Source organism: Ornithinimicrobium avium, assembly GCF_003351765.1.
Lineage (GTDB): Bacteria > Actinomycetota > Actinomycetes > Actinomycetales > Dermatophilaceae > Ornithinicoccus > Ornithinicoccus avius.
On the sequence record NZ_CP031229.1, the window covers coordinates 3,737,637 to 3,763,788 of the forward strand.

Sequence of the window (26,152 nt, forward strand, 5' to 3'; positions counted from 1 at the left end):
CCTCAGCGACGGGACTTGGGGTCGAGGGCCTCGCGCAGCGACTCACCCATGAGCGTGAAGCCCAGCGCCACCACGATGATGCACAGGGCGGGGTAGACCGCCAGGTGCGGGAAGGAGTTGAAGTAGGGCTGGGCCTGGCCGAGCATCTGGCCCCACTCGGGCCGGGTGTCGTCGGGGTTGCCCAGGCCGAGGAAGGACAGCGCGGCCGCGTCGATGATGGCCACGGCGAGCACGAGGGTGGCCTGGACGATGACCGGCCCCAGCGAGTTGGGCAGCATGTGGCGGAACACGATGGCGGCGGGGCGGACGCCCAGGGCGCGCGCGGCGAGCACATGGTCGCTGTGCCGCTGGGCGAGCATCGAGCCGCGCAGCAGCCGGGCGAAGATCGGCACCTGGATGACCGCGATGGCAAGGATGACGCTCCACTGCGAGGGCTTGAGGACCGCGGCCAGGGAGAAGGCCATGAGCAGGGAGGGGATCGAGAGCATGACGTCGACGATGCGCATCACGGCGGAGTCCATCCAGCCGCCGATGCCGCCGGCGAGCGTCCCGAGGGTCAGGCCGCCGGCCAGTCCCCCGAGCGTGGCGAGCACGCCCACGATGAGCGTCTGACGGGAACCGACGAGCAGCCGGGAGAACAGGTCGCGCCCACGGTCGTCGGCGCCGAGGGGGAAGCCGTCCTGCGGCGGCGGCACCGGGTTGCTCTGCCGGCTCACCTCTCCGATGAGGAGCCGCTCGGCCGGGTCGTGCGGGGCGATCCACGGCGAGAGGATCGCCAGCAGCACGAAGAGCACGATGATGACCAGTCCGAAGAGGAAGACGCGGTCGGTGCGCAACCGCAGCCACGCCGAGCGCAGCAGGCTCACGCCCTTGTCGTCGTCGAGCGCCCCGGCCTCGGCGAGGGCGTCGATCCGGTCCTTCTTCGTCTGCCCGTAGGTCTTCACGGTCCGGCCCCTCACCTGGTGCGCACCCGTGGGTCGATCACCGCGTAGGCGATGTCCACGAGGAGGTTGACGACGATGTAGATGAGCGCGGCCATGAAGATGACCACTTGCAGCACGGGGTAGTCGCGCTTCTCGAAGCCGAGCGCCAGCGCCTGCCCGATGCCGGGGTAGGCGAAGACCTTCTCGGTCAGGACCGCACCGGCCAGCAGCGCACCCACCTGCAGGCCGATGATCGTCACGACCGGGATGAGGGCGTTGCGCATGATGTGCCGGCTGCGGATGACCCGCCCGGTCAGACCCTTGGCCCGCGCGGTGCGCACGTAGTCCTCGTCGAGCACGTCCAGCACCGAGGCCCGGGTGATCCGGAAGATCACCGCGAACGGGATGGAGGACAGCGCCAGCGCCGGCAGCAGCAGGTGCCTGAAGGTGTCCCAGGCGGCGTCCCACTCGCGCGTGAGCAGGCCGTCGAGGAGCCCGAACCCGGTGACCCTCGTGGCGTTGAGCCCCGCCGTCTGGTAGCCCGAGGGAGGCAGGACGCCCCACTGGACGGCGAAGAAGTACTTCAGGACGAAGGCGAGGAAGAAGACCGGGACCGCGACCCCGACGAGGGAGGAGATGACCAGTGAGGTGTCCAGCGCGCTCCCGCGTCGGCGCGCGGCGGCGTAGCCCAGGGGGACAGCCATCACGAGGGCGAAGATCAGCGCCAGGACGCTCAGCTCGATGGTGGCCGGGAAGCGGTCCAGGAAGACCCGCATGGCGGGCTGCCCGGCGAAGACCCCGGTGGAGATGCCGAAGTCGCCGGCGAAGGCACGCTGCAGGAACTGCCAGTACTGCACCGGCAGCGGCTGGTCCAGGCCGAGCTGGGCGCGCAGGTCGGCGGCCGCCTCGGGGTTGCCGCGCTCGCCGAGCAGCGCGCTGACCGGTCCGCCCGGCAGCGCGTGCAGCCAGGCGAACAGCAGCAGGCTGAGCATGAACAGCGCAAGCACCATCTGCAGGCTGCGCCGGATGATGAACTTCAGCACGTGCGGGATCCTTCCGGGCGGGGAGCCGGGCCGGCGGTAGGGGCAGGATGCCAGACGGGAGGGGCCTGCCGCAGCAGGCGCGACGACGGGCCGGTCCCTGTGGGGAGGGACCGGCCCGGCGTCAGCGGCTCACTCCTCGATGGTGACCGTGGAGAAGTCCTCCGCCGTCAGGGGGCTGGCGACCAGTCCCTTGACGTTCTCCGCGACCACGATGGCCGGCGGCGAGTGCGACAGCGGCAGACCGGGCAGCCAGTCCTCCATGATCTTGGCGTTGAGATCCTCATACATCGCGGTGCGCTTGGCCTCGTCCGGCTCGGCGTCCGCGGCGCGCAGAGCGTCCTGCAGCTCCTGGTGGAACGGCTCGGCGCTGGTGCCGAACTGGTTGTCGTCCCCGCAGAAGAAGGCGCACAGGAAGTTGTCCGCGGAGTTCAGGTCACCGGTCCAGCCGAGGAAGAAGGCCGGGGCCTTGCTCTGCTGGGTGCCGTCGATGTAGCCACCGGCCCACGGCTTGGACACCGGGTTGACGGTGATGCCGGCCGCTTCCCAGTCCGACTTGACGGCGTCGTAGATCGCCTGCGGGTTGGGCATGTACGGGCGGGTGACCTCGGTCGGGTACCACAGCTCGATCTCCAGGTCCGACTTGCCGGCCTCCTCGAGCAGCGACTTGGTCTTCTCCGGGTCGTAGTCGTAGGCCGCGATGTCGGCGTTCCAGCCCTCGACCGTCTTGGGGATGAACTGGGTGGCCACGCTGGCGCCGTCGGGCAGCTGGCTCTTGACCAGCTCGTCGCGGTTGATCGCGTGGTAGAGCGCCTGACGGACCTTCAGGTCCTCCAGCTGCGGGTCGGCGACCGGGTTGAGCGCCAGGTAGAGGATGTTGAACGGGTCCCGGATGAGGACCTGGTTGCCACCGTCCTCCAGGGCCGCCCAGTCGACCGGGTTGGGCAGGTCGTAGCCCTGGATCGTCCCGGCCTCGAGCTCCTGGCGGCGGGCGGTCTCGTCGGAGATGATCCGGAAGATGATCTCCTGGACGCCGGCCGGCTCGCCCCAGTAGTCGTCGTTGCGCTCGATGATGACGTTGCTGGTGCCGTCGTAGGACTTGAACTTGAACGGGCCGGTGCCGGTCGGGTGCTCGTCGGCGTAGGCCGGGAAGTCGAAGCCCTCGCCCTGGACCTTGATGCCGTTGGCGTCGTACTCCTCCATCGCCGTCGGGGACTGGATCGCGTAGGAGGACTGCGAGAGCACCATCGGGAACTTGCCGGTGACGCGCGTCAGCTTGATCGTGGCGGTCATGTCGTCGGTCGCCTCGCACGAGTCGTAGAGCGAGTCGTCGCCGAAGCCGAAGTCGTTGCCGTAGTAGTAGGCCGCCGACGGGTTCTGCCCGACCTCGTTCTGGTCCGACCAGCGCTCGAAGTTGTAGCAGACCGCCTCGGCGTCGAGGTCGGTGCCGTCGTGGAACTTCACGCCGTCCTGGATGTTGAAGGTCCAGGTCAGACCGTCCTCGCTGCTCTCCCAGTCGGTCGCGAGCTCCGGGACGCCGGTGGTCCCGCCGGGCTCGATGCCGATGAGGTTCTGGAAGATCTGCCGGCTCACCCGGAAGGTCTCGCCGTCGCTGGCGTAGAACGGGTCGAAGGTCGTCGGGGCACCTGCGGCCGCGAACACGAACGTCGCGTCGCTGGCCTGGCCACCGGCAGCGCCCTCGCTCTGGGTGGCGCCGTCGCCGCCGTCTCCTCCGTCCTCACCGGTGTCCCGCTGCGACTGCGCGCAGCTGGTGAGGACCAGGGCGAGCGCGGCGACCGTCGCCAGCGCTCCCACCTTGCGGTTCTTCATCGTGCCTCCTGGGGTCATCCGGACACGTGGTCGTCCGGCACGTGCTGAGCGTGCCGCACGGCACGATCCTTGGGAAGAGGGCCGGCCAAGTCGTGACGAGACTGTGACCTGCCCCGACGTGCGCGGACACCTCCGACGAGGATGGAGGGTATGACGTCCAGCACCGACCGCGTCCGGGTCGCCGCCGTGGCGCTCGTCGACGACCTGTCCCGGCCGACGCGGGTGCTCGCCGCCCGGCGCAGCGCCCCGCCGGCCCTCGCGGGCGGCTGGGAGTTCCCCGGCGGCAAGGTGGAGCCGGGCGAGAGCCCGGCGCAGGCCGCCGTGCGCGAGACGCTCGAGGAGCTCGGCGTGCGGGTGCGGCTGGGGGAGCGGGTCGGCGGCGCCTGGCCGCTGGGCGGGACCGCCGAGATGCTGCTGTGGTGGGCCGAGCCGTTGCCGGGGGAGCCTGCTCCGTCGCCGGTCCAGGACCACGACGAGCTGCGCTGGCTGGGCGCGGCCACGCTCGACGACGTGCCCTGGTTGGTCCACGACCTGCCGGTCGTGGACCACCTGCGGCCGCTGCTGGCGGACGGCCCGCAGGGCCGGTCCTGACGACGTTGCAGGAGCACCCCCTCGACCCTGAGAGAATGGAGGTTATGCCTCATACCGAGAACGGCTCCGCCGAGCACGTCCCCACGGGACGCGCGCTGCGGGCCGACATCCGTAACGTCGCGATCGTCGCCCACGTCGACCACGGCAAGACCACCCTCGTCGACGCCATGCTCACCCAGGGCGGTGCCTTCGCCGGCCACCAGAAGGAGGGGACCGAGGTCGAGCGGGTCATGGACTCCGGCGACCTGGAGCGGGAGAAGGGCATCACCATCCTGGCCAAGAACACGGCCATCCACTACGCCGGGTCCCACGCGCCCGTGGGCGGGATGACGATCAACATCATCGACACCCCCGGCCACGCCGACTTCGGCGGCGAGGTCGAGCGCGGGTTGTCGATGGTGGACGGCGTCGTGCTGCTCGTCGACGCCTCCGAGGGGCCCCTGCCGCAGACCCGCTTCGTGCTGCGCAAGGCTCTCGCCGCCCAGCTGCCCGTCGTGCTGTGCATCAACAAGGTGGACCGGCCCGACAGTCGGATCAGCGAGGTCGTGGACGAGGTCTACGCGCTCTTCATGGACCTGCTCGACGACCACGACCCGGAGCTGGTCGACCGGGCCCTGGGGTTCCCCGTCGTCTACGCCTCCGCCAAGGCGGGCCGCGCCACGCTCACCGCCCCGGGCGACGGCGAGCTGCCCGACAGCCCCGACCTGGAGCCGCTCTTCCGGACCATCCTGGACACGGTGCCCGCCCCGGCCTACACCGAGGGCGCGCCGTTGCAGGCGCACGTGACCAACCTCGACTCCAGCCCGTTCCTGGGCCGGCTCGCCCTGTGCCGCGTCCACGAGGGCACCATCCGCAAGGGGCAGCAGGTGGCCTGGTGCCGCCACGACGGGTCCGTGGAGCGGGTGAAGATCACCGAGCTGCTGCTCACCGAGGGCCTGGAGCGCAAGCCGGCCGAGCACGCCGGCCCCGGCGACATCATCGCGATCGCCGGCATCCCCGAGATCACCATCGGCGAGACGCTCGCCGACCTGGAGAACCCGGTCCCGCTGCCGCTGATCACCGTGGACGAGCCGGCGATCTCGATGACGATCGGCACCAACACCAGCCCGCTCGCCGGTCGCACCAAGGGCGCCAAGCTCACCGCGCGCCTGGTCAAGGACCGGCTCGACAAGGAGCTCGTGGGCAACGTGTCGCTGCGGGTCCTGCCGACGGAGCGTCCGGACGCCTGGGAGGTCCAGGGCCGCGGGGAGCTCGCCCTGGCCATCCTCGTGGAGCAGATGCGCCGGGAGGGCTTCGAGCTCACCGTCGGCAAGCCGCAGGTGGTCATCAAGGTCGTGGACGGGTCGGTGCACGAGCCGGTCGAGCGGCTCACCATCGACACCCCCGAGGAGCACCTCGGCACGATCACCCAGCTCATGGCGGCCCGCAAGGGGCGCATGGAGCAGATGACCAACCACGGCAGCGGCTGGGTCCGGATGGAGTACGTCGTGCCCTCCCGCGGACTCATCGGCTTCCGCACCGAGTTCCTCACCGAGACGCGCGGCACCGGCATCGCCAACCACGTCTTCGACGGCTACGCGCCGTGGTTCGGGGAGATCCGCACCCGGCAGTCCGGCTCGCTCGTCGCCGACCGCACCGGCGTGGCGACCACCTACGCGATGTTCAACCTCCAGGAGCGCGGCTCGCTGTTCGTCGAGCCCACGACGGAGGTCTACCAGGGCATGGTCGTGGGCGAGAACTCCCGGGCCGACGACATGGACGTCAACATCACCAAGGAGCGCAAGCTCACCAACGTGCGCTCGGCGACCTCCGAGGTCCTGGAACGGCTCATCCCGCCGCGCCGCCTCTCCCTGGAGCAGTCCCTGGAGTTCTGCCGCGAGGACGAGTGCGTCGAGGTGACCCCCGAGGCCGTGCGGGTGCGCAAGGTGGTGCTGGACGCCGCGCTGCGCGCCCGCAGCGCGGCCCGGGCCAGGAACCACCCGTGACCGGGCCGGCCCGCCCCGACCTGCGCGACGGCCTACCCGAGGACCTCGGGCGCCCGCTGCGGGTGGTGGCGGTGCACGCGCACCCCGACGACGAGACGCTCGCGACCGGGCTGGCGCTGGCGCACCACGCCGCGGCCGGCGACGAGGTGCACGTCGTCACCGCCACGCTCGGCGAGGAGGGCGAGGTCATCACGCCCGCGCTGGCGCACCTGGAGGGCAGCGAGGAGCTCGGCCCGCACCGGCGCGGCGAGATCGGGCGCGCCACGGCCGCGCTCGGCGTCACGCACCACTGGCTGGGCGGCGACCCGCCCCGCTGGCGCGACTCCGGTATGGAGGGCTCCGCCGCCGCCGCGCACCCGCGCGCCTTCGCGGCGGCCCCGGTCGGGCAGGCCGCGGAGGTGCTGGCCGCGCTGCTGCGCGACATCGGGCCCGACGTCGTCCTCACCTACGACCCCGAGGGCGGCTACCGCCACCCGGACCACGTCCAGACCCACCGGGTCACCGTGGCCGCGCTCGCCGCGCTGCCGCAGCAGGACCGTCCACGGCTCTACGTCGCGCTCACCCCACGGTCGTGGGCGGAGGAGGACCGGGCGTGGCTGGCCGCCCACGTGCCGGCCGGCGTGACCAGCCCCGCGGGTGGCGTGGCCGTCGTGCCCGGGCCGCGGACGCCATACCCTCCGTCGGTCGTCGAGGACGATTGCGTGACCCATGCGGTCGTGGACGCGGACGCGCTGGTGCGCCAGGTCGCCGCGCTGCGCGAGCACCCCACCCAGGTCACGCTCCACGAGGGGTGGTACACCCTGAGCAACGACATCGCCGCCCGGCTGCCCGGCCGGGAGGGCTACGCGCACTGGGAGGTCGAGACGCCCTGACACCGGACCCCGAACCCGTGGACACCGACCTCTACCGCCGCGCGATGGGGCGGTTCGCCACCGGCGTGACCGTGGTGACCTCCCGGCACCGGGGGCACGACGTCGCGCTCACCGTGGCCTCGATGACCAGCGTGTCCCTCGACCCGCTGCTGCTCATGGTGAGCCTGCACGACGAGGCGAGGGTGCTCGAGGGGATCGAGGCCGGGGAGCCCTGGGGCGTCTCGGTGCTTCCGGCCAGCCACCGGGGTCTGGCCACCTGGCTGGGCGAGCCCGGGCGTCCGCTGCACAACCAGCTGGCGCGGGTGAGCCACCGTCGCGGCGAGGTCGTCGACGTGGCGCTCATCGACGACGCGCTGGCAGCCTTCGAGTGCCGGACCTTCGCGGTCCACCCGGGCGGGGACCATGCGGTCGTGCTCGGCGAGGTCGTCGCCGTGCACGCGTCGCCGACGGATGCACCGGCGCTCGTCCACTACCGTGGGGCGCTGGGCGAGCTGCGCTGAGGCGTCGCTGCTCGCACCCCGACCGACCGGAAGGACCACCGATGAGCGACCGGGACACGCTCGACCCCGGCCTGCGCGAGGAGCGCAGCACCCCCGGCAGGGAGTGGCGCGCCGTCGTGCTCCGGGTCCTCGCGGCGGTCCTCGTGCTCGGTGGCGCCTACGTGGCGGCCGCGCTCTACTTCCAGGACCGCCCGCCGGCCGGGATGAGCGTGGACGGCATCGAGATCGGCTCGATGACCCGCGAGCAGGCGCACGCCCACCTGGAGCGGGAGCTGGCCGACCGGCTGGAGGAGCCGGTGACGGTCACCCTCGTGCCGGACGGGGGCGGGTCGGCCGGGTCGGCGGGGGAACCCGCGCAGATCAGCCTGGTGCCCGCCGGGTCGGGGCTGTCCTTCGACATCGAGCAGACCCTGGACGGGGCGACCGGCCGCAGCTTCGACCCGCGCGTGCTGTGGGCGCACGTCTCGGGCCAGGGCCAGGAGCTGGACCTGGTCGGTGCCGTGGACGAGCAGGCCCTCGACGCCGCGCTGCAGTCGGCGGCCAAGGACTACGACGAGGACGCCGTCGAGGGGAAGGTGTCGCTCGGCGAGGACGGCGAGGACGGCGTGTCCGTCGAGGACCCGCGGCCCGGGCGCCGGCTGGACGTGCCGGCCACCGCGGCCGCGGTCGAGGCGGCGTGGCCGGCGAGCACCCAGGTCGAGGGGACGGCCGCCCTGGTGCGGGCGAAGCTGTCGGCGAAGGACCTCGAGCGGTTCCGCACCGAGGAGGTGGAGCCGGCCCTGGCCGCGCCGGTGAAGGTGACCGCCGTCCGCGGGAAGGGCGACGGGGCGAAGCGCGCGACGGCCGAGATCGCCCCCCGCGAGCTGGCGGAGCTGCTGACGGTGCGGCGCGGACAGGACGACGCCCTCTCCCTCGAGCTGGACCAGGAGGCCCTCCTGGCCCGCGTCCGTCAGGATCTCGGACAGCTCGAGCGCGGTCCGAGGGACGCCACCGTGCGGCTGGCGGGGTCCGACGTCGAGGTCGTGCCGGCCCGGGCCGGGACGGCGCTGGTCGAGGACGGGCTGACCGAGAAGATCAGCGCGGCGCTGTCGGCGACCGGCAAGGAGCGGACCGTCCGGGCCGAGCTGCGCGCGGTGGAGCCGGCCATCCCGACCTCGGTCTCGCAGGGCTGGTCCTTCACCCAGATGGCGAGCTTCACCTCTCAGTTCCCCACCGGGGCGGCCAACGCCGAGCGCACCGCCAACCTGCACGCCGGGGTGGAGCATCTCGACGGCACGGTCGTCATGCCGGGCCAGCAGTTCAGCCTGGGCGCGGCGCTCGGTGACATCAGCGAGGCGGGCGGCTACCACGAGGCGCCGATCATCGTCGAGGGCCGTCTCGTCATGGGCATCGGCGGCGGGCTGTCGCAGATCTCCACCGTGGTGTTCAACACCTCCTGGCTGGCCGGCGTGCAGCTGGACGCGCACACGCCGCACTCCTACTACATCCCTCGTTACCCGGCCGGGCGGGAGGCGACGCTGGCCCTCCCGGGGCTGGACAACCTGTGGACCAACGACACCGACAACCCCGTCGTGCTCCGGGCCTGGATCAGCGGGGACGTCATCCACATGGTCTTCCTCGGCGACCGTCAGTACACGGTGACGACCCTCGACAGCGAGCGCTACGACCGCACCCAGGGTGAGCGGGTCGAGGACGACAGCGCGGAGTGCGTGCCGCAGCATGCCTCGGACGGCTTCACGATCGTCAGCACGCGCATCCTGTCCCAGGGCGGGACGGAGGTGAGCCGCGACTCGTTCACGACCGTCTACCAGCCGGCCGACGAGATCGTGTGCACCAACCCGCAGGCCGGTTACTGACCGGTTCGGCGAGCCGGTGCCGACCGACCCCGTGGGAGGGGACCCCTCGCGGACGGCATACTCTTGGCCCATGACGTATGTGATCGCGCAGCCGTGCGTTGACCTCAAGGACAAGTCCTGCATCGAGGAGTGCCCGGTCGACTGCATCTACGAGGGCGAACGCTCGCTCTACATCCATCCGGACGAGTGCGTGGACTGCGGTGCCTGCGAGCCCGTGTGCCCGGTGGAGGCGATCTACTACGAGGACGACGTCCCGCAGGAGTGGGCGGACTACTACAAGGCCAACGTGGAGTTCTTCGACGACCTCGGCAGCCCCGGCGGCGCCGCGAAGACGGGCGTGATCCCCAAGGACCACCCGCTCGTCGCCGCGCTGCCCCCGCAGTCGCACGACGAGTGACGACCCCGCGGTCCCGCCCCTCGAACCCGGCCCACAGGAGGACCAGATGACCGATACCACCACCACGACCGCCGCCACCCTCTCGCACGGCGGGCACGAGCTGTCCCTGGACGTCGTTCCCGCGGTCGAGGGCAACAACGGGCTGGACATCAGCGAGCTGCTCAAGACCACCGGCGACACCACGCTGGACGTGGGCTTCGTCAACACCGCCTCCTGCCGGTCGGCCATCACCTACATCGACGGCGGCGCGGGGATCCTGCGCTACCGCGGCTACCCGATCGAGCAGCTGGCCGAGAAGTCCTCCTTCCTGGAGACCACCTACCTGCTGATCTACGGCGAGCTGCCCACCCCCGGGCAGCTGGCGGACTTCGACCAGCGCGTGCGCCGGCACACCCTGCTGGCCGAGGACATGAAGATGTTCTTCGACGGCTTCCCCCGGGACGCCCACCCGATGTCGGTCCTCTCCTCCGCCGTGTCGGCGCTGGGCACCTTCTACCAGGACAGCCACGATCCCTACGACCCGCGGGCCGTGGAGATCTCCACGATCCGGCTGCTGGCCAAGCTGCCGACCATCGCCGCCTACGCCTTCCGCAAGAGCCAGGGCCAGTCGCTGCTCTACCCGGACAACGACTACAACCTGGTCGAGAACTTCCTGTGGATGACCTTCGGCCAGCCCACCGAGAAGTACGAGATGGACCCTGACCTGGCCAAGGCGCTGGACCTGCTGTTCATCCTGCACGCCGACCACGAGCAGAACTGCTCGACCTCCACCGTGCGTCTCGTGGGCTCCTCCGAGGCCAACCTGTTCAACGCGATCTCGGCCGGCATCCACGCCCTCTCCGGCCCCCTCCACGGCGGGGCCAACTCGGCCGTGCTGAACATGCTCGAGGAGATCAAGGGCGACGGCGGCGACGTCAAGGAGTTCGTCCGCAAGGTCAAGGACAAGGAGGACGGCGTCAAGCTGATGGGGTTCGGCCACCGGGTCTACAAGAACTACGACCCGCGCGCCGCCATCGTCAAGCGGACCGCCCACGACCTGCTCGAGAAGGCCGGAGACAACCCCCTGCTCGACCTCGCGATGGAGCTGGAGCAGACCGCGCTCGAGGACGACTACTTCGTCGAGCGCAAGCTCTACCCCAACGTCGACTTCTACACCGGGCTCATCTACGAGTCGATGGGCTTCCCGAGTAACATGTTCACCGTGCTGTTCGCGATCGGCCGGCTGCCCGGCTGGATCGCCCAGTACCGCGAGATGATCACCGACCCTGCGACCAAGATCGGCCGCCCGCGCCAGGTCTACATCGGCTCCGGGGCGCGTGACTACGTATCTGTCGACAAGCGCTGAGGCTGGACCAGCACCCCGGACGGCCCCGGACCGCGAGATGCGGTCCGGGGCCGTCCCGTGTCCGGGCACACGCTGCGCGGCCCACTCACCGGAGTGGCTCGTGCACGCATCTTCGGTGAGGAGCGTGCCTCACCCACTCAGGTGAGTGGCGTGTGCACGGGACTCGCAGGCTCGTGTCCTCGCCCGGCTGTCAGCCGACTTCCAGCACCACGGTCGTCTCGCCCTCCGAGGTCCCCGCGTCGTGCCAGCGCAGGCCGTCCCGGCTGCGCCGCCACTCCCGGTCCCCGACGGTGACCCGCACCACGTCCTCGCTGTCCGCGTGGCTGACCGCCCACGTCCCGACCGACCACGCGGTGGCCGGGTCCCCCAGCTGCAGGTGGAGCGTGCGACCGTCCGCCCCGACCGTGCCGGAGGCGCCCAGCTGGTCGGTGGCCTTGGCGGCCAGGGTCTGCGTGGAGCCCGTGCCGTCCACGCCGCGGAGCCGGCACCCCATCACCGTGCCCGCGGCCTCCTGACCGGTCAGGACAGAGGCGAGCACGCGCCCCTCCCACTCGTGGTCGGCGTAGGCGTCCGGGAAGGCGCTGCGCTGGACCTCCTGGGCCACCTCGGTGACGATCCCGGTCTCCCAGCCGTCCACCTGCACCAGGGCGTCGTAGAAGGCGTTGCTGGCGTAGACAGGGTCGTTCACCTGGTCGACCGTCCCCCAGCCCTGGCTGGGCCGCTGCTGGAACAGACCCAGGCTGTCGGCGTGACCGTAGCGCAGGTTGCGCAGCTTGCTCTCCTGGATGGCGGTGGTGATCGCGATCGTCGCCGCCCGCGCGGGCAGGCCGCGCTGGACGGCCACCCCGGCGATGGTGGCGGCGTTGGCGGCCTGCTCCGGCGTCAGGGAGACCTCCCGGTCGGCGGCGACGAAGACGCACCGCTGCGGCGCGAGCTCGTCGACGGCCCAGCGTGCTCCGAGCACGGCGGCGACCGCCGTGGCCCCGACGAGGGCCAGGGCGGTCAGCGTCCGTCCGGTCCTGGGCACGGCAAAGATTCTAGGTGCCCGCCCTGCACGCTCCCTGACCTTCGGCGGAGTCGCGCGGCGGGGCTGGGTAGGGTCGGAGTCGTGACGGAGCGATGGCGCCAGGACCGACGTGAGCACCGCAAGGGTGCGGTGACGCTGCGCGGCGAGCGGGTGCCCGCCAGCACCACCGACCAGCGGCTGCTGGACAGCCGGGAGCCGGCCGACTGGTTGCACGCCGACCCGTGGCGGGTCCTGCGCATCCAGGCCGAGTTCGTCGAGGGGTTCGGCACCCTCGCGGAGCTGGGCCCGGCCGTCTCGGTGTTCGGCTCGGCACGGATCTCGCCGGACCATCCGAGCTACCGGATGGCCGAGCAGGTCGGGGCCGAGCTGGTCCGGGCCGGGTATGCCGTGATCACCGGTGGCGGGCCTGGCGTCATGGAGGCGGCCAACAAGGGCGCCGCCGAGGCGGGCGGCACCTCGGTCGGGCTGGGCATCGAGCTGCCCTTCGAGACCGGGCTGAACGACTACGTCGACGTGGGCGTCAACTTCCGCTACTTCTTCGTCCGCAAGACGATGTTCGTCAAGTACAGCGAGGGTTTCGTCGTGCTGCCCGGTGGGGTGGGGACCCTGGACGAGCTCTTCGAGGCGATCACCCTGGTGCAGACCGGCAAGATCACCAGCTTCCCGATCGTGCTGCTCGGCAACGGCTTCTGGGCCCCGCTCCTGGACTGGATCCGGGACACCCTGCTGGCCGAGGGGATGATCGCCGAGAAGGACCTCGAGCTGGTGCGGACCACCGACGACGTGGCCGAGGGCGTGCGCTGGATCGTGGAGGCCAGGGCAGGTCGCGGCGCGGCCCCCTTCACCCCTGGCGTCTGACATGCGAGGATCGGGGCGTGATCATCGTCGTGGCCGTCGTCGTCGTGCTCCTGGTGGGCGCGGCGGCGGCCTGGGTCGTCGGTAGGGCCGACGTCCCGGGCGTGGCCGAGGCGGTGACGACGGAGTCGGCACGACCTCTGCCGGCAGGCCCGCTCGACGCGGACGACGTCCATGACGTCCGCTTCGACCAGGCCGTGCGGGGCTACCGCATGGCCCAGGTCGACGACGCGCTCGCGCGTCTGGGGCAGGAGCTGCGGGACAGGGACGTCGAGATCGCCAGGCTGCGCGACGCAGCCTCGCACAGTGAAGGGTGGACCTGACGACCATGACGATCACCGCGACGCACCACGACCTCACCGTCGGACCGGACGGGGTAGTGCGCTGCAGCTGGCCGGGGCTGAGCCACGCCGACTACCGCGACTACCACGACCGCGAGTGGGGCAAGCCGGTCCACGGGGAGACCGCGCTGCTCGAACGACTCTGCCTCGAGGGCTTCCAGACCGGGCTGTCCTGGTTGGTCATCCTGCGCAAGCGGCCCGCCTTCCGGGCAGCCTTCGCCGGCTTCGACGCCGAGGTCGTCGCCGACTTCGGTGCCCGCGACGTCGAGCGCCTCATGGAGGAGGAGTCGATCGTGCGCAACCGTCGCAAGATCGAGGCCACGATCCAGAACGCCCGGGCCACGCTCGCGCTGCGCGACAGCGGTGGGCTCGAGGAGCTCCTCTGGACGCACGCCCCCGAGCCGACGCCGCGCCCGATGGGCTTCGGCGACGTGCCCACCCAGACCACGGAGTCCGAGCTGCTCGCCAAACGCCTGCGCAAGGCCGGTTTCGTCCAGCTCGGCCCCACGACGGTCTACGCCGCGATGCAGGCCTGCGGCCTGGTCGACGACCACCTCGTCGGCTGCTTCCGTGCCGGGGCCTCCCGGTCCGGGTCCCGGGTGACCGGAGCGCGCCTCACCTCATGACCAGCGTCGCGCTGCCGCCGCGACGTCCACGCACCCTCGACCTGCGCTTCGTGCTCACGGTCGCGCTGATCTGGACGGTGCTGCGCGCTCTGAGCACCGTCCTGCTCGTCGAGCTCGCCGACAACTGGCAGGACCCGTCGGTCTACGACGATCCGGGGGTGCCCCGCTACTTCCAGTTCGCCACGCTCTGGGACGGGCAGTGGTACGAGGAGATCGCCACCGAGGGCTACCCGGAGGAGCTGCCGGTCGGCGTGACCGGAGCGGTGCGCCAGAACGCGTGGGCCTTCTACCCGATCTTCCCGTTCCTGGCCCGCACGCTCACCGCGGCCACCGGTCAGCCGTTCGCCGTCACCGGGACGGTGGTCGCCGTCCTCCTCGGGTATGCCGCAGCCATCGTCGTCGCGGGCCTGCTCCGCGAGCGGGTGGGCACCGCGGCGGCGCTGGCCGGGGTGACGCTGCTCGGTGCCTACCCGACGTCCCCCACCTTCCAGGTCGCCTACACCGAGTCCCTCGCGCTGCTGCTCCTCGCCGCCGGCCTGTGGCTGCTCGTCCGCCGCCGGTGGCTCGCGGCGGGCGGGGTGGCGCTGCTGACCGGCCTGGCGAGGCCGGTGGGCCTGCCGCTGGGACTGGTCGCCCTCGTCGCGGTCGTGGTGCGCGTACGACGGCGGCACGAGGAGCCCGTCACGCGCGGGGAGTATGCGGCGATGGCCGCCTCACTGGCGGCCTGCGGGCTGGCCGGCCTGGTGTGGCCCACGATCGCCTGGCTGCGGACCGGCGTGCCGGACGCCTACACCCAGACCATGTCGGCCTGGCGGCGCGGCGAGCCGGTGACGCCCTTCTGGCCGACCATCGACCGGGTCCAGTGGTTGTTCGGGGACACGGCCGGTCTCGTCGTCCTTGCCACCGGGTTGCTGCTCCTGGTCGTCGCGGTGGCAGGCCCGTGGGCCCGCGGGCTCGGACCGGAGCTGCGCACCTGGTGCCTGGGCTACGTGCTCTACCTCTTCGCCGCGCTCGACCCGTGGACCAGCATCTACCGCTACCTGATGCTGCTCTTCCCGCTCTTCGTGGTCATGGTCGGCGGCGGATGGAGCAGGGACGACCCGCGGGCTGGGCGAGTCCCGCGGTGGCTGATGGTCGTGCGCACCGCAGCGATCACCGTCCTCTTCCTCGGATGGCAGGTCTGGTGGGGCTGGGAGCTGTTCATGTTCGTGCCCCCGCAGGACAACCCGCCGTGAGCCTCAGCGACCGGTGAAGACCGGCCGCTCCTTGGCCAGGAAGGCGTCCACGGCGGCCCGGTGGTCCTCGCTGCACCCGGTGCGCGTCATCATCTCGTCCTCGAAGCCCAGCGAGTCCGTCAGCCCGTGCGAGCCGGAGAAGGCGACCGCGCGCCGGACCGCGCCGTAGGCCCTCGTCGGGCCGGCCGCCAGGGTGCGGGCCACCTCGGCGACGCGCCCGGCCAGCTCCTCGTCCGGGACGACCTCGGTCGCCAGACCCAGCTCCAGGGCCTCCTGCGCCGGCACCGTGCGCGGGAAGTAGAGGAGCTCCTTGGCCCGGCCCGTGCCGACCAGCCGCGGCAGCGACCATGACGTGCCCGAGTCGCAGGACAGCGCGATCCCGGTGAACGCCAGGTTGAAGCCGGACGAGGCCGCCAGGTAGCGCAGGTCGGCGGCGAAGGCGAAGGCGGCACCCGCGCCCGCAGCGACCCCGTTGACCGCGGCGACCACCGGCTTGTCCATCGTGGCGAGGAGCTCGACGACCGGGTTGTAGTGGCGGGAGACGGTCGTCCACAGCTCCTCGGGGTCCTCGCCCAGCAGCCGGACGTGCTCCTTGAGGTCCTGGCCCACCGAGAAGGCACGGCCCGTGCCGGTCAGCACGACGCAGCGGACGTCGGCGTCCGCGGCCACCTCGCGCAGGACCGCGAGCAGCGACTCCTTGGTCCCCAGGTCCAGGGCGTTCATCGCCTCGGGGCGGGAGAGCGTCACGGTGGCGACACCGTCGGCACGCTCGAGGAGCACGGGGGAGGTCTGGTCGTCCATGTGGCCCAATCTACGTGGCCGCTTCCGCCGGCGTCCCGGGGCTTTTCACGGCCCCGTCCAGCACCCCGGCGACGAAGGACGCGGAAGCTGGCCGCAGCGCCTCGGCGACCTGGAGGAACTGCTGCCGCACGGCCTGACCGGGCCAGTCCGGGGGCAGCACCTCGACCGGCAGGGCGGGGTCGCGGAAGAGGAACTTGCGCCACTCGTGGACCAGCGCGGTGCGCACCGGGAAGGCGGCCGCCGGTCCGAGGGCGGCGACGGAGGCAGGAGCGGGGAGCCGACGGGCGAAGTCCCGGTAGGCCGCCCCCAGCCCGGTCAGGTCCCACAGGCCAGCGGTGAGCGCCGCCGGGTCGTGGTGCGGGCTGGCCGTCCAACCGGTCCACGAGGCGCCGTGCGCGGACAGGGCAGGGCCGAGCTCGGTGCTGACCCACGGGCTGACCCAGGTCGCCCCTCCCAGCCGCGCGTAGCCGAGGTAGCCCAGCGAGGCCGCGACCCGGTCCCGCCGGCGCCGGTCCCCGTTGCCGTCCACGACCACCAGGTGCCAGCGGCCGTCCCACGGAGGCGGCTGCTCGGCGTAGATCCGCCGGTGCGCGGCGGCGAGCCGTTCGCGCGCGAGGGAAGTGGCGGCGTACCCACGGGCCTCGCCCCGGCGCTCCGCGCGCAGCCAGCCCTGGCGCACCAGCCGGGAGACCGCGGTGCGCGTCGCGGCCGGCTGGACCCCGCAGCAGGAGGCCAGCGCGACGACCCCGGCGACCGGGGCCCACCACCCGTGCTCGGGCAGGTGGTCGCCGTAGAGGTCGACGACGGCGGAACGTGCGTGCACCCCGCCAGTATCGCCCCCCGGGCGGATGACGCTGCGGTCCGCCGGAGGCGCTGGATTAGGATGGCCTGGGAGAACGCGAGATACTGGATGAGAGTGTCGGATTCGTGCCCGTCGCACCTGCGGCGGGCTCAGCGGTCCCTGGCCGCGCCACAAGGAAGGGCAACCCATGGCAGCAATGAAGCCTCGCACCGGAGACGGTCCCCTGGAGGTCACGAAGGAGGGGCGCGGCATCGTGCTGCGCATGCCGCTGGAGGGTGGCGGTCGCCTGGTCGTGGAGATGAACCCTGACGAGGCCACGGCGCTCGGCGACGCCATCAAGGAGTGCATGGGCTGACCGGCCCCGGCCTCAGCGCAGGGAGGCCCCCGGACCGTCGACGGTCCGGGGGCCTCCCTGGTGGTGACAGCTCAGTCCGGGCGGCGGACCGCCACGAACAGTCCGTCGCCGACGGGCAGGAGCGCCGGCTGGAGCCGGTCGTCGTCGCGCAGCTTCTTGCCCAGGTCGCGCAGGAGCGTGGTGACCTCGTCGCGGTTGGCGGGGTCGGCGACGCGGTCGTGCCAGAGCATGTTGTCCAGCGCCAGGACCCCGCCCACGCGCAGCAGCCGGACGGCCTCCTCGACGTAGGTCGGGTAGCCCTCCTTGTCCGCGTCCACGAGGACGAGGTCGTAGGCGCCGTCGGTGAGCCGACCCAGGACCTGCTGGGCCTCGCCGGTGATCACCCGGGTCCGCTGCGGGGGGATCCCGGCCTCGGCGTAGGCCTGCCGAGCGGCGCGCTGGTGCTCGGGGTCCTCGTCGATCGTGGTGAGTATGCCGTCGCGCGGCATACCCTGCAGCAGCCACAGGCCTGAGCTGCCGGCCCCCGTGCCGACCTCGACCACGTGCCGGGCGCCGACGGCCGCGGCCAGCAGCCGCAGCGTCGCACCGGCCGCGTTCGCCAGCGGGGCGGCGCCGAGCTCCTCGCCACGACGCTGCGCCTGCTCGATGACCGGGTGGGGAGTGATGAAGTCCTCGGCGTAGGCCAGGGAGGACGCCTTCGCAGCTGCCATGGGCTCCACCCTATCCGGGGTTGCGGGGCGGGCCGGACGCCGCGCACGTCCAGCCCGCTCTCAGCCGGTCCTGGGACGATCGGACCATGAGCTCGGAGCCGACGGACGTCGCGGCCGGACCTGCACAGGGCGCGGACGACGGGCAGGCGTGGGTCCAGCCGTCGTGGGACGCGATCGTGCGCCAGCACTCCGCGCGCGTCTACCGCCTCGCCTACCGGCTCACCGGCGACCCGCACGAGGCCGAGGACCTGACGCAGGACGTGTTCGTGCGCGTCTTCCGCTCGCTGGACACCTTCCGTCCCGGCACCTTCGAGGGCTGGCTGCACCGGATCACGACGAACCTGTTCCTGGACAAGGTTCGCCGCCGTCAGCGGATCAGGTTCGACGCGCTCACCGAGGAGCTCAGTGCCCGGCTGCCGCTGCGCGCCACCGGCACCGACCCCGAGCAGGTCTTCGAGATGACCCACCTGGACTCCGACATCCAGGAGGCCCTGAACGCACTGCCCCCGCAGTTCCGCGCCGCCGTCGTGCTCTCCGACATCGAGGGGTGCACGTACGAGGAGGTAGCCCAGGCGCTCGGGATCAAGATGGGCACGGTGCGCAGCCGGATCCACCGCGGACGCGCGCTGCTGCGTCAGTCGCTGGAGCACCGCCGTCCCAGCTCCCCGGGCCGCACCGTCGGCATCTACCACCGGCCGTCCCCGGCCCTCGGGTGACCCGGCGCGGGTCCGGCGCCGGGCGCGGCAGCAGCGCTTGGCACAATCGGACGCTATGACCGAGCCGACCGAGCCGACCGAGCGGATCCCGCTGGACCGCACCGGCCCGCTGCCCGGGCCAGGGGGGCCCGCCCGGCCGGCGTCGCCACCACGTCGCCGCCGGGCCGCGCCGGTCGTGCTGGCCTCGCTGGTCGCCGGGCTGATCGGCGGCCTGGGCGGGGGGATCCTCGCCCAGACGCTCCAGGTCGGCGAAGGCACCGCGCAGGAGACGGCGACCTCCGCAGGTCTTCCCGACCCTGTCCCCGTCGCCGTCGCCCCGGACGGGACCGTGCAGGCGCTGTCCAAGGCGGTGCTGCCCAGCGTGGCGCTGATCTCGATCGGCGCCGACGGCGTCGGCGGGCAGGGATCGGGCTTCGTGATCCGGGAGGACGGCTACGTGCTGACCAACCACCACGTCATCCGCGCCGCTGCCGCCCGCGGCGGGCAGATCACCGTCGAGCTGCCCGGCCAGGAGCCGATGGAGGCCGAGGTGGTCGGGTCCGACCCGGCCTACGACATCGCCGTCCTCAAGGTGGACCGGCAGGGACTGACGCCGCTGGCGTTCGCCGATCCGCAGGGGGTGGAGGTCGGTCAGACCGTGGTCGCGGTCGGGGCGCCGCTCGGCCTGGACAGCACCGTCACCGCAGGGATCGTCTCGGCGCTCGACCGGCCGGTGGTCGCCGGTGAGGACGACGTCGTGAGCTACATCAACGCGATCCAGACCGACGCCGCGATCAACCCGGGCAACTCCGGCGGCCCGCTGCTGGACCTGGCCGGCAACGTCGTCGGGGTCAACTCCGCCATCGCGCAGATGCCGAGCAGCGCGGCCTCGTCCGCAGGCAGCATCGGACTGGGCTTCGCCATCCCGGCCCAGCAGGCCGAACGCACCGCCACCCAGCTGATCGAGACCGGGACCAGCCAGCACCCGGTCATGGGCGTGCACATCGACCTGCTCTGGGCCGGCGAGGGCGCCAGGGTGCTCGGCGAGGTCCGCGGCGGGGCACCGCCGGTGATCCCCGGCGGGCCGGCCGAGGCTGCGGGCGTGCGTCCCGGCGACATCATCGTGTCGGTGGACGGCACCCGGATCCGGGACGCGCAGCACCTGCTCGTCGAGCTGCGCTCGCACGCGGTCGGCGACACCGTGGAGATGGCGCTGCGCGGCGAGGACGGCCAGGAGCGCACCGTGGACATCGTCCTGGCAGGTGCCGAGGACTAGGTAGTCTGGGGGTGCCCGGCACGACGGTGCCGGGCACGCTCATGGACGCTCGAGGAGGGTCGTGCTCAACATCGGTGGCGGCGAGATCGTCGTTCTCGTCATCCTCGCGCTCGTGATCCTCGGGCCCGCCCGCCTGCCGCACTACGCGAGCATGCTCGCCCGCGGGGTCCGGCAGCTGCGCGACCTCGCCGACGGCGCCAAGGCGCAGATCAGGCAGGAGATGGGTCCCGCCTTCGACGACGTCGACTGGCGCCAGCTGGACCCCCGGCAGTACGACCCGCGGCGCATCGTGCGCGAGGCCCTGGCCAGCCCGGCACCCGGGCGTCGCACACCGGCGGCCGGGTCCGCGCCGGGGCTCCCGGCTCCCGCCGCGCAGTCGCGGCGCGCGGGGAGCACCACGGCCTGGGCGGCGCCGTCGAGCGCGACCTACGACCCGGTGCTGCCGACCCCGTTCGACACCGACGCCACCTGAGAGGCTCGGAGAGGCGGCTCAGACCCGGGCGGTCGGCGTGATGCCCAGCTTGCGTCCGGCCAGACCGCGACCGCGCCTGGCCAGCTGACGGGCCACGCCGCGCAGCGCCGTGGCCGCGGGGGAGTCGGGGTTGGAGCTGACGACGGGCCGGCCCTGGTCACCGCCCTCGCGCAGGGTGACGTCCAGCGGCACCTGCCCCAGCAGCGGCACCTGCGCGCCGACGGACCGGCTGAGGGAGTCGGACACGGCCTGGCCGCCGCCGGAGCCGAAGATCTCCTGACGGGTCCCGTCAGGCAGCTCCAGCCAGGACATGTTCTCGATGACGCCGACCAGGCGCTGGTGGGTCTGCAGCGCGATCGAGCCGGCCCGCTCCGCCACCTCGGCGGCCGCCTGCTGCGGGGTGGTGACCACGATGAGCTCGCTGCTGGGCAGCAGCTGGGCCACCGTGATCGCGATGTCGCCGGTGCCCGGGGGAAGGTCCAGCAGCAGCACGTCGATATCGCCCCAGTAGACGTCGGAGAGGAACTGCTGCATCGCCCGGTGCAGCATCGGTCCGCGCCAGACGACGGGCTGGTTGCCGGGGACGAACATCCCGATCGAGATGACCTTGATCCCGGACTCGGTGACCGGGGGCAGGATCATGTCGTCGACCTGCGTGGGCGCCTGGGTCACGCCCAGCATGCGGGGGACCGAGAAGCCGTAGATGTCGGCGTCGACGACGCCCACGCGCAACCCCTCCTCCGCGAGCGCGGCGGCCAGGTTGACGGTGACCGAGGACTTGCCGACGCCTCCCTTGCCGGAGGCCACGGCATACACGGTGGTCAGGGAGTCGGGGCGCGCGAAGGGGATCTCCCGCTCGGTGGCCCCGCCGCGCAGCTGGCTGCGCAGCTGGCCGCGCTGGTCGTCGTTCATGACGCCGAGCTGGACGTCCACCGAGCTGACGCCCTCCACGGCGGAGACCGCGCTCGTGACGTCCTTGGTGATGGTGTTCTTCATCGGGCAGCCGGGCACGGTGAGCAGCACGGTGACCTGCACGCGGCCGCCGTCGGCCACGTCGACGGCTTCGATCATCCCGAGCTCGGTGAGCGGTTTGCGGATCTCGGGGTCCAGGACGGTGGACAGCGCGGCGTGGACGGCATCGGTGCTCGGGATGGACATGACCACCATGCTAGATCCCCCGCAGGGCGCGTCCGGGGCCGGGGACGACCGCCGCCGCGTCACCCCTCGTCGGCCTCCCGCGGCGGCCTCCTGGCGTCGTCGGGGGCCGTCCCGTCGGCCTGTCCCCGGTCCGTGCCCTCCGGGCTGCGGAGGTGCCGCTCCGCGGCCCTGTCGTCCATCTCCTCGAGCAGGCTGCGCAGCTCGGAGCGGACGAAGTCGCGGGTGGCGACCTCGCGCAGCGCCAGCCGCAGGGCGGCGACCTCCCGGGTGAGGAACTCCGTGTCCGCCAGGTTCCGCTCGTCCCGGGCGCGGTCCTGGCCCATCTGGACCTTGTCGCGGTCGTCCTGGCGGTTCTGCGCCAGCAGGATCAGCGGGGCGGCGTAGGAGGCCTGCAGGCTGAGCATCAGGGTCAGGAAGATGAACGCGTAGGGGTCGAAGGTGAAGCGGTCCGGGGCGAGGGCGTTCCACCCGATCCACACCAGGACGAAGATCGTCATCCACACCAGGAACCGCGCGGTGCCCATGAAGCGGGCGAAGCGTTCGGCGAACGCGCCGAAGACCTCGGGGTCCATCCGCGCCTGGGACACGAGCGTGCGGCGCTTGGCCAGGGGCTGGTCCAGGCGCTCCACGGGGACCGCCTTGCGCGGGCCGGGGTCCCGGCGGCGCACCGGCTCAGACATCGGCCACCTCCGTCACGTTGTCCCGGTCCTCGCGCCAGTCGTCGGGAAGGATGTGGTCCAGGACGTCGTCGACGGTGACCGCGCCGATGAGCCTGCCCTCGGCGTCGGTGACCGGGAGCGCGACGAGGTTGTAGTTGGCCAGCGCCCGCGTCACCTCGCCCAGCGGTGCCTGCGGGTCGAGCGGGTCGACGTCCGGGTCCAGGACGGACCCCAGGGGCTGGTGCGGCGCCTCGCGCAGGAGGCGCTGGATGTGCACGCTGCCCAGCAGCCTGCCGGTGGGCGTCTCGTGCGGGGGACGGGTGACGTAGACCAGCGAGGCGATCGCCGGGTGCACCTCCTCGCGCCGCACCGTCGCCAGCGCCTCGGCGATGCTCGCGTCCGGCCCGAGGATGATCGGCTCGGTGGTCATCAGACCGCCGGCGGTGTTCTCGTCGTAGACGAGCAGCCGGCGGATGTCGGCCGCCTCCTGCGGCTCCATGAGCTGCAGCAGCTCCTCCTGGGTGTCGGCCGGCAGGTCCGAGAGCAGGTCGGTGGCGTCGTCGGGCTGCATGACCTCCAGGATGTCGGCGGCCCGCTCGGTCGGCAGGTGGGTCAGGATCTCGAGCCGGTCGTCGTCGGGCAGCTCCTCCAGGACGTCGGCGAGCGTCTCGTCGTCCAGCGCGTCGGCGACCTCCGAGCGGCGCTTGGGGCTCAGGTCGTGGATCGCCTCGGCCAGGTCCTGGGGCTTGAGGTCCTCGTAGGCCTCGAGCAGGGCAGTGGCGGCCTGGGCCGGCCCGGCCTGGTGCAGGCCGTGCACGCCGTGCACGTCGACGAGGACGGTCTCGCCCCGTCGCCGGCGCAGCCGCAGACCGCGCGAGGCGGGGAGGGCGTGGTCCTTGCCCTTGCGCACGAACAGGCGGGACAACCGCCAGTCGCCCCCGCGGTGCTGGTCCATCGCGACGTCCTCGATGACCGCGCTCACGCGGCCGTCGTCCTCCGGCACCTCGACCTGCCGGTCGAAGAGCTCGCCGACCACGAGGGTCTCGCCCGCGCGCTGCTGGAAGCGGCGCATGTTGACCAGGCCGGTGGTGATCACCTGACCGGTGTCGATGGAGGTCACCCGGGTGATCGGCACGAAGACCCGGCGGCGGCCCGGGACCTCCACGACGAGCCCGATGACACGCGGCCCGTGCACCGCGTCCCGACCAGCCAGGGTCACGACCACGTCGCGCACCCGGCCGACCTCGTCGCCCATCGGGTCGAAGACGCTCATCCCGTTGAGACGGGCGACGAAGACGCGCGGAAGGCTCACGTCGGAAGGATACCGACGAGCGGGGGCCCGCCCCGGACCCTGGCGCGCGGGGCCCGGCGCGGCGCATGCCTGACGTAGCGTCACCCGGTTGGAGAACGGCCCCGGATGAGGTATGATAAGTGAAGTGTCAATAAAACACCACTGAACTCGAAAGGAAGTCACCACCCCCCATGGGTCCTCTGTTCGTCTACCCCGTCAGCAGCTCTCGAGCTTTCCGCCACGTCCTCGCCGAGGACGTCGCCAAGCGACCCGTCCGTCCCCGTCGGCGCCTGTTCCGCCGCTGAGTCGGACGCCCCTGCGGGCCTCCGTGACCTCTCCCGGTCCCGGGGGTCTCTTGTGTGCGGGGCCGTCCTCGCGCTCGCCCCGGGCGGGCGGGCGCGGCACAATGGGTGCGTGACCCCAGCATCGAACATCTCGCGCGGCGGCCCGGGCCCCGTCATCGCCCTCGACTACCCGATGAGTCTGGGTGTCTTCGAGCGCTACGAGGACGCCCAGTCCCTCGTCGACTACCTCTCCGACGAGGAGTTCCCGGTCGAGCAGTGCATGATCGTGGGCACCGAGCTCAAGCAGGTCGAGCGGGTGACGGGCAGGCTCACCACCGGACGCGTGGCCCTGGGGGGCCTGCTCTCCGGAATGTGGCTGGGGTTGTTCGTGGGACTGATCTTCGCCCTGTTCGCCCAGGTCGGCGACGCCCTGATGACGGTGCTGTATGCCGTGCTCTTCGGTGCCTTCTTCGGGCTGGTATGGACGCTCATCGGCTACGCGATGACGCGGGGGCGGCGCGATTTCGTCTCGGTGACCCAGGTCGTGGCGACCCGCTACGAGGTGCTCACCGAGCACAAGCTGGTCGAGCGGGCCCGTGACCTGATGGACCGGCGACCCGGCGCGCCGCTGGGCTGAGCCGGAGCTCGGTCCGGGACGGTCAGACCGGTCGGCTCCCTCCCGCCCGGACCCAGGCCTCGACCTCGTCGGCGGTGCGCGGCAGCATGGCGGAGAGGTTGCGGTTGCCGTCGGCGGTGATCACCACGTCGTCCTCGATCCGCACCCCGATGCCGCGCAGCTCCTCGGGCACGAGGAGGTCGTCGGACTTGAAGTACAGTCCCGGCTCCACGGTGAGGACCATGCCCTCGCGCAGCTCCGCCTCGACGTAGTCCTCCCGCAGCGCCAGCGCGCAGTCGTGGACGTCGATGCCCAGGTGGTGGCTGGTCCCGTGGACCATCCAGCGCCGGTGGAACTGACCCTCCTCGGCGTCGAGGGTCTGCTCCAGCGTGACACCCTCCGGCAGCAGCCCCCACTCCAGCAGGTGGCGGGCGATCACCTCGATCGCCGCGGCGTGCACGTCCTTGAACCGGTTGCCCGGCCGCGCGGCCGCCAGGCCCGCCTCCTGCGCCTCCAGGACCGCCTCGTAGACCTTGCGCTGAGCCGGGGAGAAGGTGCCGTCCACCGGCACCGTGCGAGTGACGTCGGCGGTGTAGAGCGAGTCCGTCTCCACGCCGGCGTCCAGGAGCAGCAGCTCGCCCTCCCGGAGCTCGCCGGTGTTGCGGATCCAGTGCAGGGTGGTGGCGTGCTCGCCGGCGGCCGCGATGGAGTCGTAGCCGACCCCGTTGCCCGCGTGCCGGGCGTGCAGGCCGAACACGCCCTCCACCCATCGCTCCCCGCGTCCGCGGCGCACCGCCTCGGGCAGCTCGGCGACGACGGCGTCGAAGGCGACGGCGGTGACCTCGACAGCCTCCACCATCTGGCGGACCTCCCAGTCGTCCTTGACGAGCCGCTGCGTGGACAGCAGGCGCGCCAGCTCCTGGTCCTGCTCCTGGGCGGCCGACACCGACGCCTCGTCGGTGGTCAGACCCGCCTGGCCGCGGACCTGGTCGACGAGGGCGGCGACCTCGCGGTCGGCGTCCCGGACGACGAGCAGCCCCAGCCCGCCGGGGCCGGCGTCCTTGGCGAGGGCGTCGGGCAGCTCGTCCAGGTGCCGCGTGGCCACGCCCAGCTCGGCCTCCGCGGAGGCCAGGGTCGGGCGCGGGCCGACCCAGAACTCGCCGACCCGGGAGTCGGCGAAGAACTCCTCGGTGTCGCGGTCGGCGAGGGGGTAGAAGTAGAGGACGGCGTCGTGCCCGTCCGGCTCGCCGTCCCCGGTGACCCGCGGCTCGAGGACCAGGACCGCGTCGGGCTCCCGGTCGGCACCGAGCCCGGTGAGGTTGGCGAAGGCGCTGTGCGGGCGGAAGACGTAGTCCGTGTCGTTGCTACGGATCTTCAGCCCGCCGGCGGGGACGACGACCCGGACCCCCGGGTGGGCGGCGGAGACCGCCGCCCGGCGCCGGGCGGCATACCTCGCGGCCTCCGTCAGCTCCGGCAGCCCGCTGCTGCGCGGTGCCCACCCACCTCCCATGAAGGCGCGGAACGCCTCCCCGGAGGGGCGGTTGCGGTGCTCTGCCTTGTGCTGCTTCTCGCTCACCCGGACATCGTAGGTGGTGGTGGGGGACGCCCGG

At 72.3% G+C, this 26,152-nt stretch carries 27 protein-coding genes; 16 read left to right on the forward strand and 11 right to left on the reverse strand.

The window, feature by feature from the left end:
* Positions 1-2: 2 nt before the first annotated feature.
* From DV701_RS17265 to DV701_RS17275, 3 genes are all read right to left on the reverse strand, one after another.
* A complete protein-coding gene (locus tag DV701_RS17265) occupies positions 3-944 on the reverse strand; it encodes an ABC transporter permease (protein WP_114930173.1) in 942 nt (313 codons plus the stop codon).
* Between the two features lie 11 nt (positions 945-955).
* Positions 956-1,966 carry an ABC transporter permease gene (locus tag DV701_RS17270; RefSeq protein WP_114930175.1) on the reverse strand — a complete coding sequence of 337 codons (1,011 nt, stop codon included), beginning with the start codon at positions 1,964-1,966 and terminating at the stop codon, positions 956-958.
* 129 nt (positions 1,967-2,095) lie between these two features.
* Positions 2,096-3,793 carry an ABC transporter substrate-binding protein gene (locus DV701_RS17275; protein ID WP_114930177.1) on the reverse strand — a complete coding sequence of 566 codons (1,698 nt, stop codon included), beginning with the start codon at positions 3,791-3,793 and terminating at the stop codon, positions 2,096-2,098.
* A 150-nt stretch (positions 3,794-3,943) separates the two neighbouring features.
* On the opposite strand from DV701_RS17275, the gene DV701_RS17280 reads away from it, so the two are divergent.
* From DV701_RS17280 to DV701_RS17310, 7 genes are all read left to right on the forward strand, one after another.
* Positions 3,944-4,384: a (deoxy)nucleoside triphosphate pyrophosphohydrolase gene (locus DV701_RS17280; RefSeq protein WP_114930179.1), complete on the forward strand. Its 441-nt coding sequence runs from the start codon at positions 3,944-3,946 to the stop codon at positions 4,382-4,384.
* Positions 4,385-4,428: 44 nt separating this feature from the next.
* Positions 4,429-6,369: a translational GTPase TypA gene (typA, locus tag DV701_RS17285; protein ID WP_114930181.1), complete on the forward strand. Its 1,941-nt coding sequence runs from the start codon at positions 4,429-4,431 to the stop codon at positions 6,367-6,369.
* Complete coding sequence (locus DV701_RS17290; RefSeq protein ID WP_114930183.1) at positions 6,366-7,241, forward strand: PIG-L family deacetylase; 876 nt, start codon at positions 6,366-6,368, stop codon at positions 7,239-7,241. Before typA ends, DV701_RS17290 begins: the two co-directional genes overlap by 4 nt.
* Before the next feature lie 17 nt (positions 7,242-7,258).
* Complete coding sequence (locus DV701_RS17295) at positions 7,259-7,741, forward strand: flavin reductase family protein (protein ID WP_228255099.1); 483 nt, start codon at positions 7,259-7,261, stop codon at positions 7,739-7,741.
* Between the two features lie 41 nt (positions 7,742-7,782).
* The gene (locus DV701_RS17300) at positions 7,783-9,597 is read left to right on the forward strand and encodes a VanW family protein (protein ID WP_114930185.1); all 1,815 of its coding nucleotides are present in this window, start codon (positions 7,783-7,785) and stop codon (positions 9,595-9,597) included.
* Between the two features lie 70 nt (positions 9,598-9,667).
* The gene (gene fdxA, locus DV701_RS17305) at positions 9,668-9,994 is read left to right on the forward strand and encodes a ferredoxin (RefSeq protein ID WP_114930187.1); all 327 of its coding nucleotides are present in this window, start codon (positions 9,668-9,670) and stop codon (positions 9,992-9,994) included.
* Between the two features lie 46 nt (positions 9,995-10,040).
* Positions 10,041-11,339, forward strand: a complete 1,299-nt coding sequence (locus DV701_RS17310) for a citrate synthase (RefSeq protein ID WP_114930189.1) — start codon at positions 10,041-10,043, stop codon at positions 11,337-11,339.
* 190 nt (positions 11,340-11,529) lie between these two features.
* Here the strand turns inward: DV701_RS17310 and DV701_RS17315 are convergent, their stop codons facing one another.
* Complete coding sequence (locus DV701_RS17315) at positions 11,530-12,366, reverse strand: hypothetical protein (protein ID WP_114930191.1); 837 nt, start codon at positions 12,364-12,366, stop codon at positions 11,530-11,532.
* 81 nt (positions 12,367-12,447) lie between these two features.
* On the opposite strand from DV701_RS17315, the gene DV701_RS17320 reads away from it, so the two are divergent.
* Genes DV701_RS17320 through DV701_RS17335 form a run of 4 tightly spaced genes read left to right on the forward strand, consistent with a single transcriptional unit; the run spans position 12,448 to position 15,423 of the window.
* Complete coding sequence (locus DV701_RS17320) at positions 12,448-13,224, forward strand: LOG family protein (protein ID WP_114930193.1); 777 nt, start codon at positions 12,448-12,450, stop codon at positions 13,222-13,224.
* A gap of 17 nt (positions 13,225-13,241) precedes the next feature.
* Positions 13,242-13,544: a DivIVA domain-containing protein gene (locus DV701_RS17325; protein ID WP_114930195.1), complete on the forward strand. Its 303-nt coding sequence runs from the start codon at positions 13,242-13,244 to the stop codon at positions 13,542-13,544.
* Between the two features lie 5 nt (positions 13,545-13,549).
* Positions 13,550-14,188, forward strand: coding sequence for a DNA-3-methyladenine glycosylase I (locus tag DV701_RS17330; protein ID WP_114931332.1), 639 nt, complete (start codon positions 13,550-13,552; stop codon positions 14,186-14,188).
* Entirely contained in the window at positions 14,185-15,423 is a 1,239-nt protein-coding gene (locus tag DV701_RS17335) for a hypothetical protein (protein ID WP_228255100.1), read from the forward strand. Before DV701_RS17330 ends, DV701_RS17335 begins: the two co-directional genes overlap by 4 nt.
* Positions 15,424-15,426: 3 nt before the next feature.
* Here DV701_RS17335 and DV701_RS17340 read toward each other — a convergent pair whose 3' ends face one another.
* Positions 15,427-16,224, reverse strand: coding sequence for an enoyl-CoA hydratase/isomerase family protein (locus tag DV701_RS17340; protein WP_114930197.1), 798 nt, complete (start codon positions 16,222-16,224; stop codon positions 15,427-15,429).
* Positions 16,225-16,234: 10 nt separating this feature from the next.
* Positions 16,235-17,047: a PaaX family transcriptional regulator gene (locus tag DV701_RS17345; RefSeq protein ID WP_162803111.1), complete on the reverse strand. Its 813-nt coding sequence runs from the start codon at positions 17,045-17,047 to the stop codon at positions 16,235-16,237.
* A gap of 166 nt (positions 17,048-17,213) precedes the next feature.
* Between DV701_RS17345 and DV701_RS17350 the strand changes: the two genes are divergently transcribed.
* Positions 17,214-17,381, forward strand: a complete 168-nt coding sequence (locus DV701_RS17350) for a DUF3117 domain-containing protein (protein ID WP_114931335.1) — start codon at positions 17,214-17,216, stop codon at positions 17,379-17,381.
* Positions 17,382-17,452: 71 nt separating this feature from the next.
* Here the strand turns inward: DV701_RS17350 and DV701_RS17355 are convergent, their stop codons facing one another.
* Positions 17,453-18,091, reverse strand: coding sequence for an O-methyltransferase (locus tag DV701_RS17355; RefSeq protein WP_114930201.1), 639 nt, complete (start codon positions 18,089-18,091; stop codon positions 17,453-17,455).
* Positions 18,092-18,177: 86 nt separating this feature from the next.
* Here DV701_RS17355 and sigE point away from each other — a divergent pair, with 86 nt between their 5' ends.
* The 3 genes from sigE to DV701_RS17370 all read left to right on the forward strand — a co-directional run bounded on the left by sigE (position 18,178) and on the right by DV701_RS17370 (position 20,534).
* Positions 18,178-18,807 carry an RNA polymerase sigma factor SigE gene (sigE, locus tag DV701_RS17360; protein ID WP_114930203.1) on the forward strand — a complete coding sequence of 210 codons (630 nt, stop codon included), beginning with the start codon at positions 18,178-18,180 and terminating at the stop codon, positions 18,805-18,807.
* 55 nt (positions 18,808-18,862) lie between these two features.
* On the forward strand, positions 18,863-20,062 hold the full coding sequence (locus DV701_RS17365; protein ID WP_114930205.1) for a S1C family serine protease: 1,200 nt from the start codon (positions 18,863-18,865) through the stop codon (positions 20,060-20,062).
* Between the two features lie 61 nt (positions 20,063-20,123).
* Positions 20,124-20,534, forward strand: coding sequence for a Sec-independent protein translocase family protein (locus DV701_RS17370; RefSeq protein ID WP_114930207.1), 411 nt, complete (start codon positions 20,124-20,126; stop codon positions 20,532-20,534).
* An 18-nt stretch (positions 20,535-20,552) separates the two neighbouring features.
* Here DV701_RS17370 and DV701_RS17375 read toward each other — a convergent pair whose 3' ends face one another.
* From DV701_RS17375 to DV701_RS17385, 3 genes are read right to left on the reverse strand one after another with little or no spacing between them, the layout of a single operon-like run.
* Positions 20,553-21,692 carry an Mrp/NBP35 family ATP-binding protein gene (locus tag DV701_RS17375; RefSeq protein ID WP_114931337.1) on the reverse strand — a complete coding sequence of 380 codons (1,140 nt, stop codon included), beginning with the start codon at positions 21,690-21,692 and terminating at the stop codon, positions 20,553-20,555.
* A 59-nt stretch (positions 21,693-21,751) separates the two neighbouring features.
* Positions 21,752-22,372, reverse strand: coding sequence for a DUF1003 domain-containing protein (locus DV701_RS17380; RefSeq protein ID WP_114930208.1), 621 nt, complete (start codon positions 22,370-22,372; stop codon positions 21,752-21,754).
* Positions 22,365-23,663 carry a magnesium transporter MgtE N-terminal domain-containing protein gene (locus DV701_RS17385; protein WP_114930210.1) on the reverse strand — a complete coding sequence of 433 codons (1,299 nt, stop codon included), beginning with the start codon at positions 23,661-23,663 and terminating at the stop codon, positions 22,365-22,367. Before DV701_RS17385 ends, DV701_RS17380 begins: the two co-directional genes overlap by 8 nt.
* 393 nt (positions 23,664-24,056) lie before the next feature.
* Here DV701_RS17385 and DV701_RS17390 point away from each other — a divergent pair, with 393 nt between their 5' ends.
* Positions 24,057-24,563, forward strand: a complete 507-nt coding sequence (locus tag DV701_RS17390; RefSeq protein WP_114930212.1) for a general stress protein — start codon at positions 24,057-24,059, stop codon at positions 24,561-24,563.
* A gap of 22 nt (positions 24,564-24,585) precedes the next feature.
* Here the strand turns inward: DV701_RS17390 and DV701_RS17395 are convergent, their stop codons facing one another.
* Positions 24,586-26,118, reverse strand: coding sequence for an aminopeptidase P family protein (locus DV701_RS17395; RefSeq protein ID WP_114930214.1), 1,533 nt, complete (start codon positions 26,116-26,118; stop codon positions 24,586-24,588).
* Positions 26,119-26,152 lie beyond the last annotated feature (34 nt).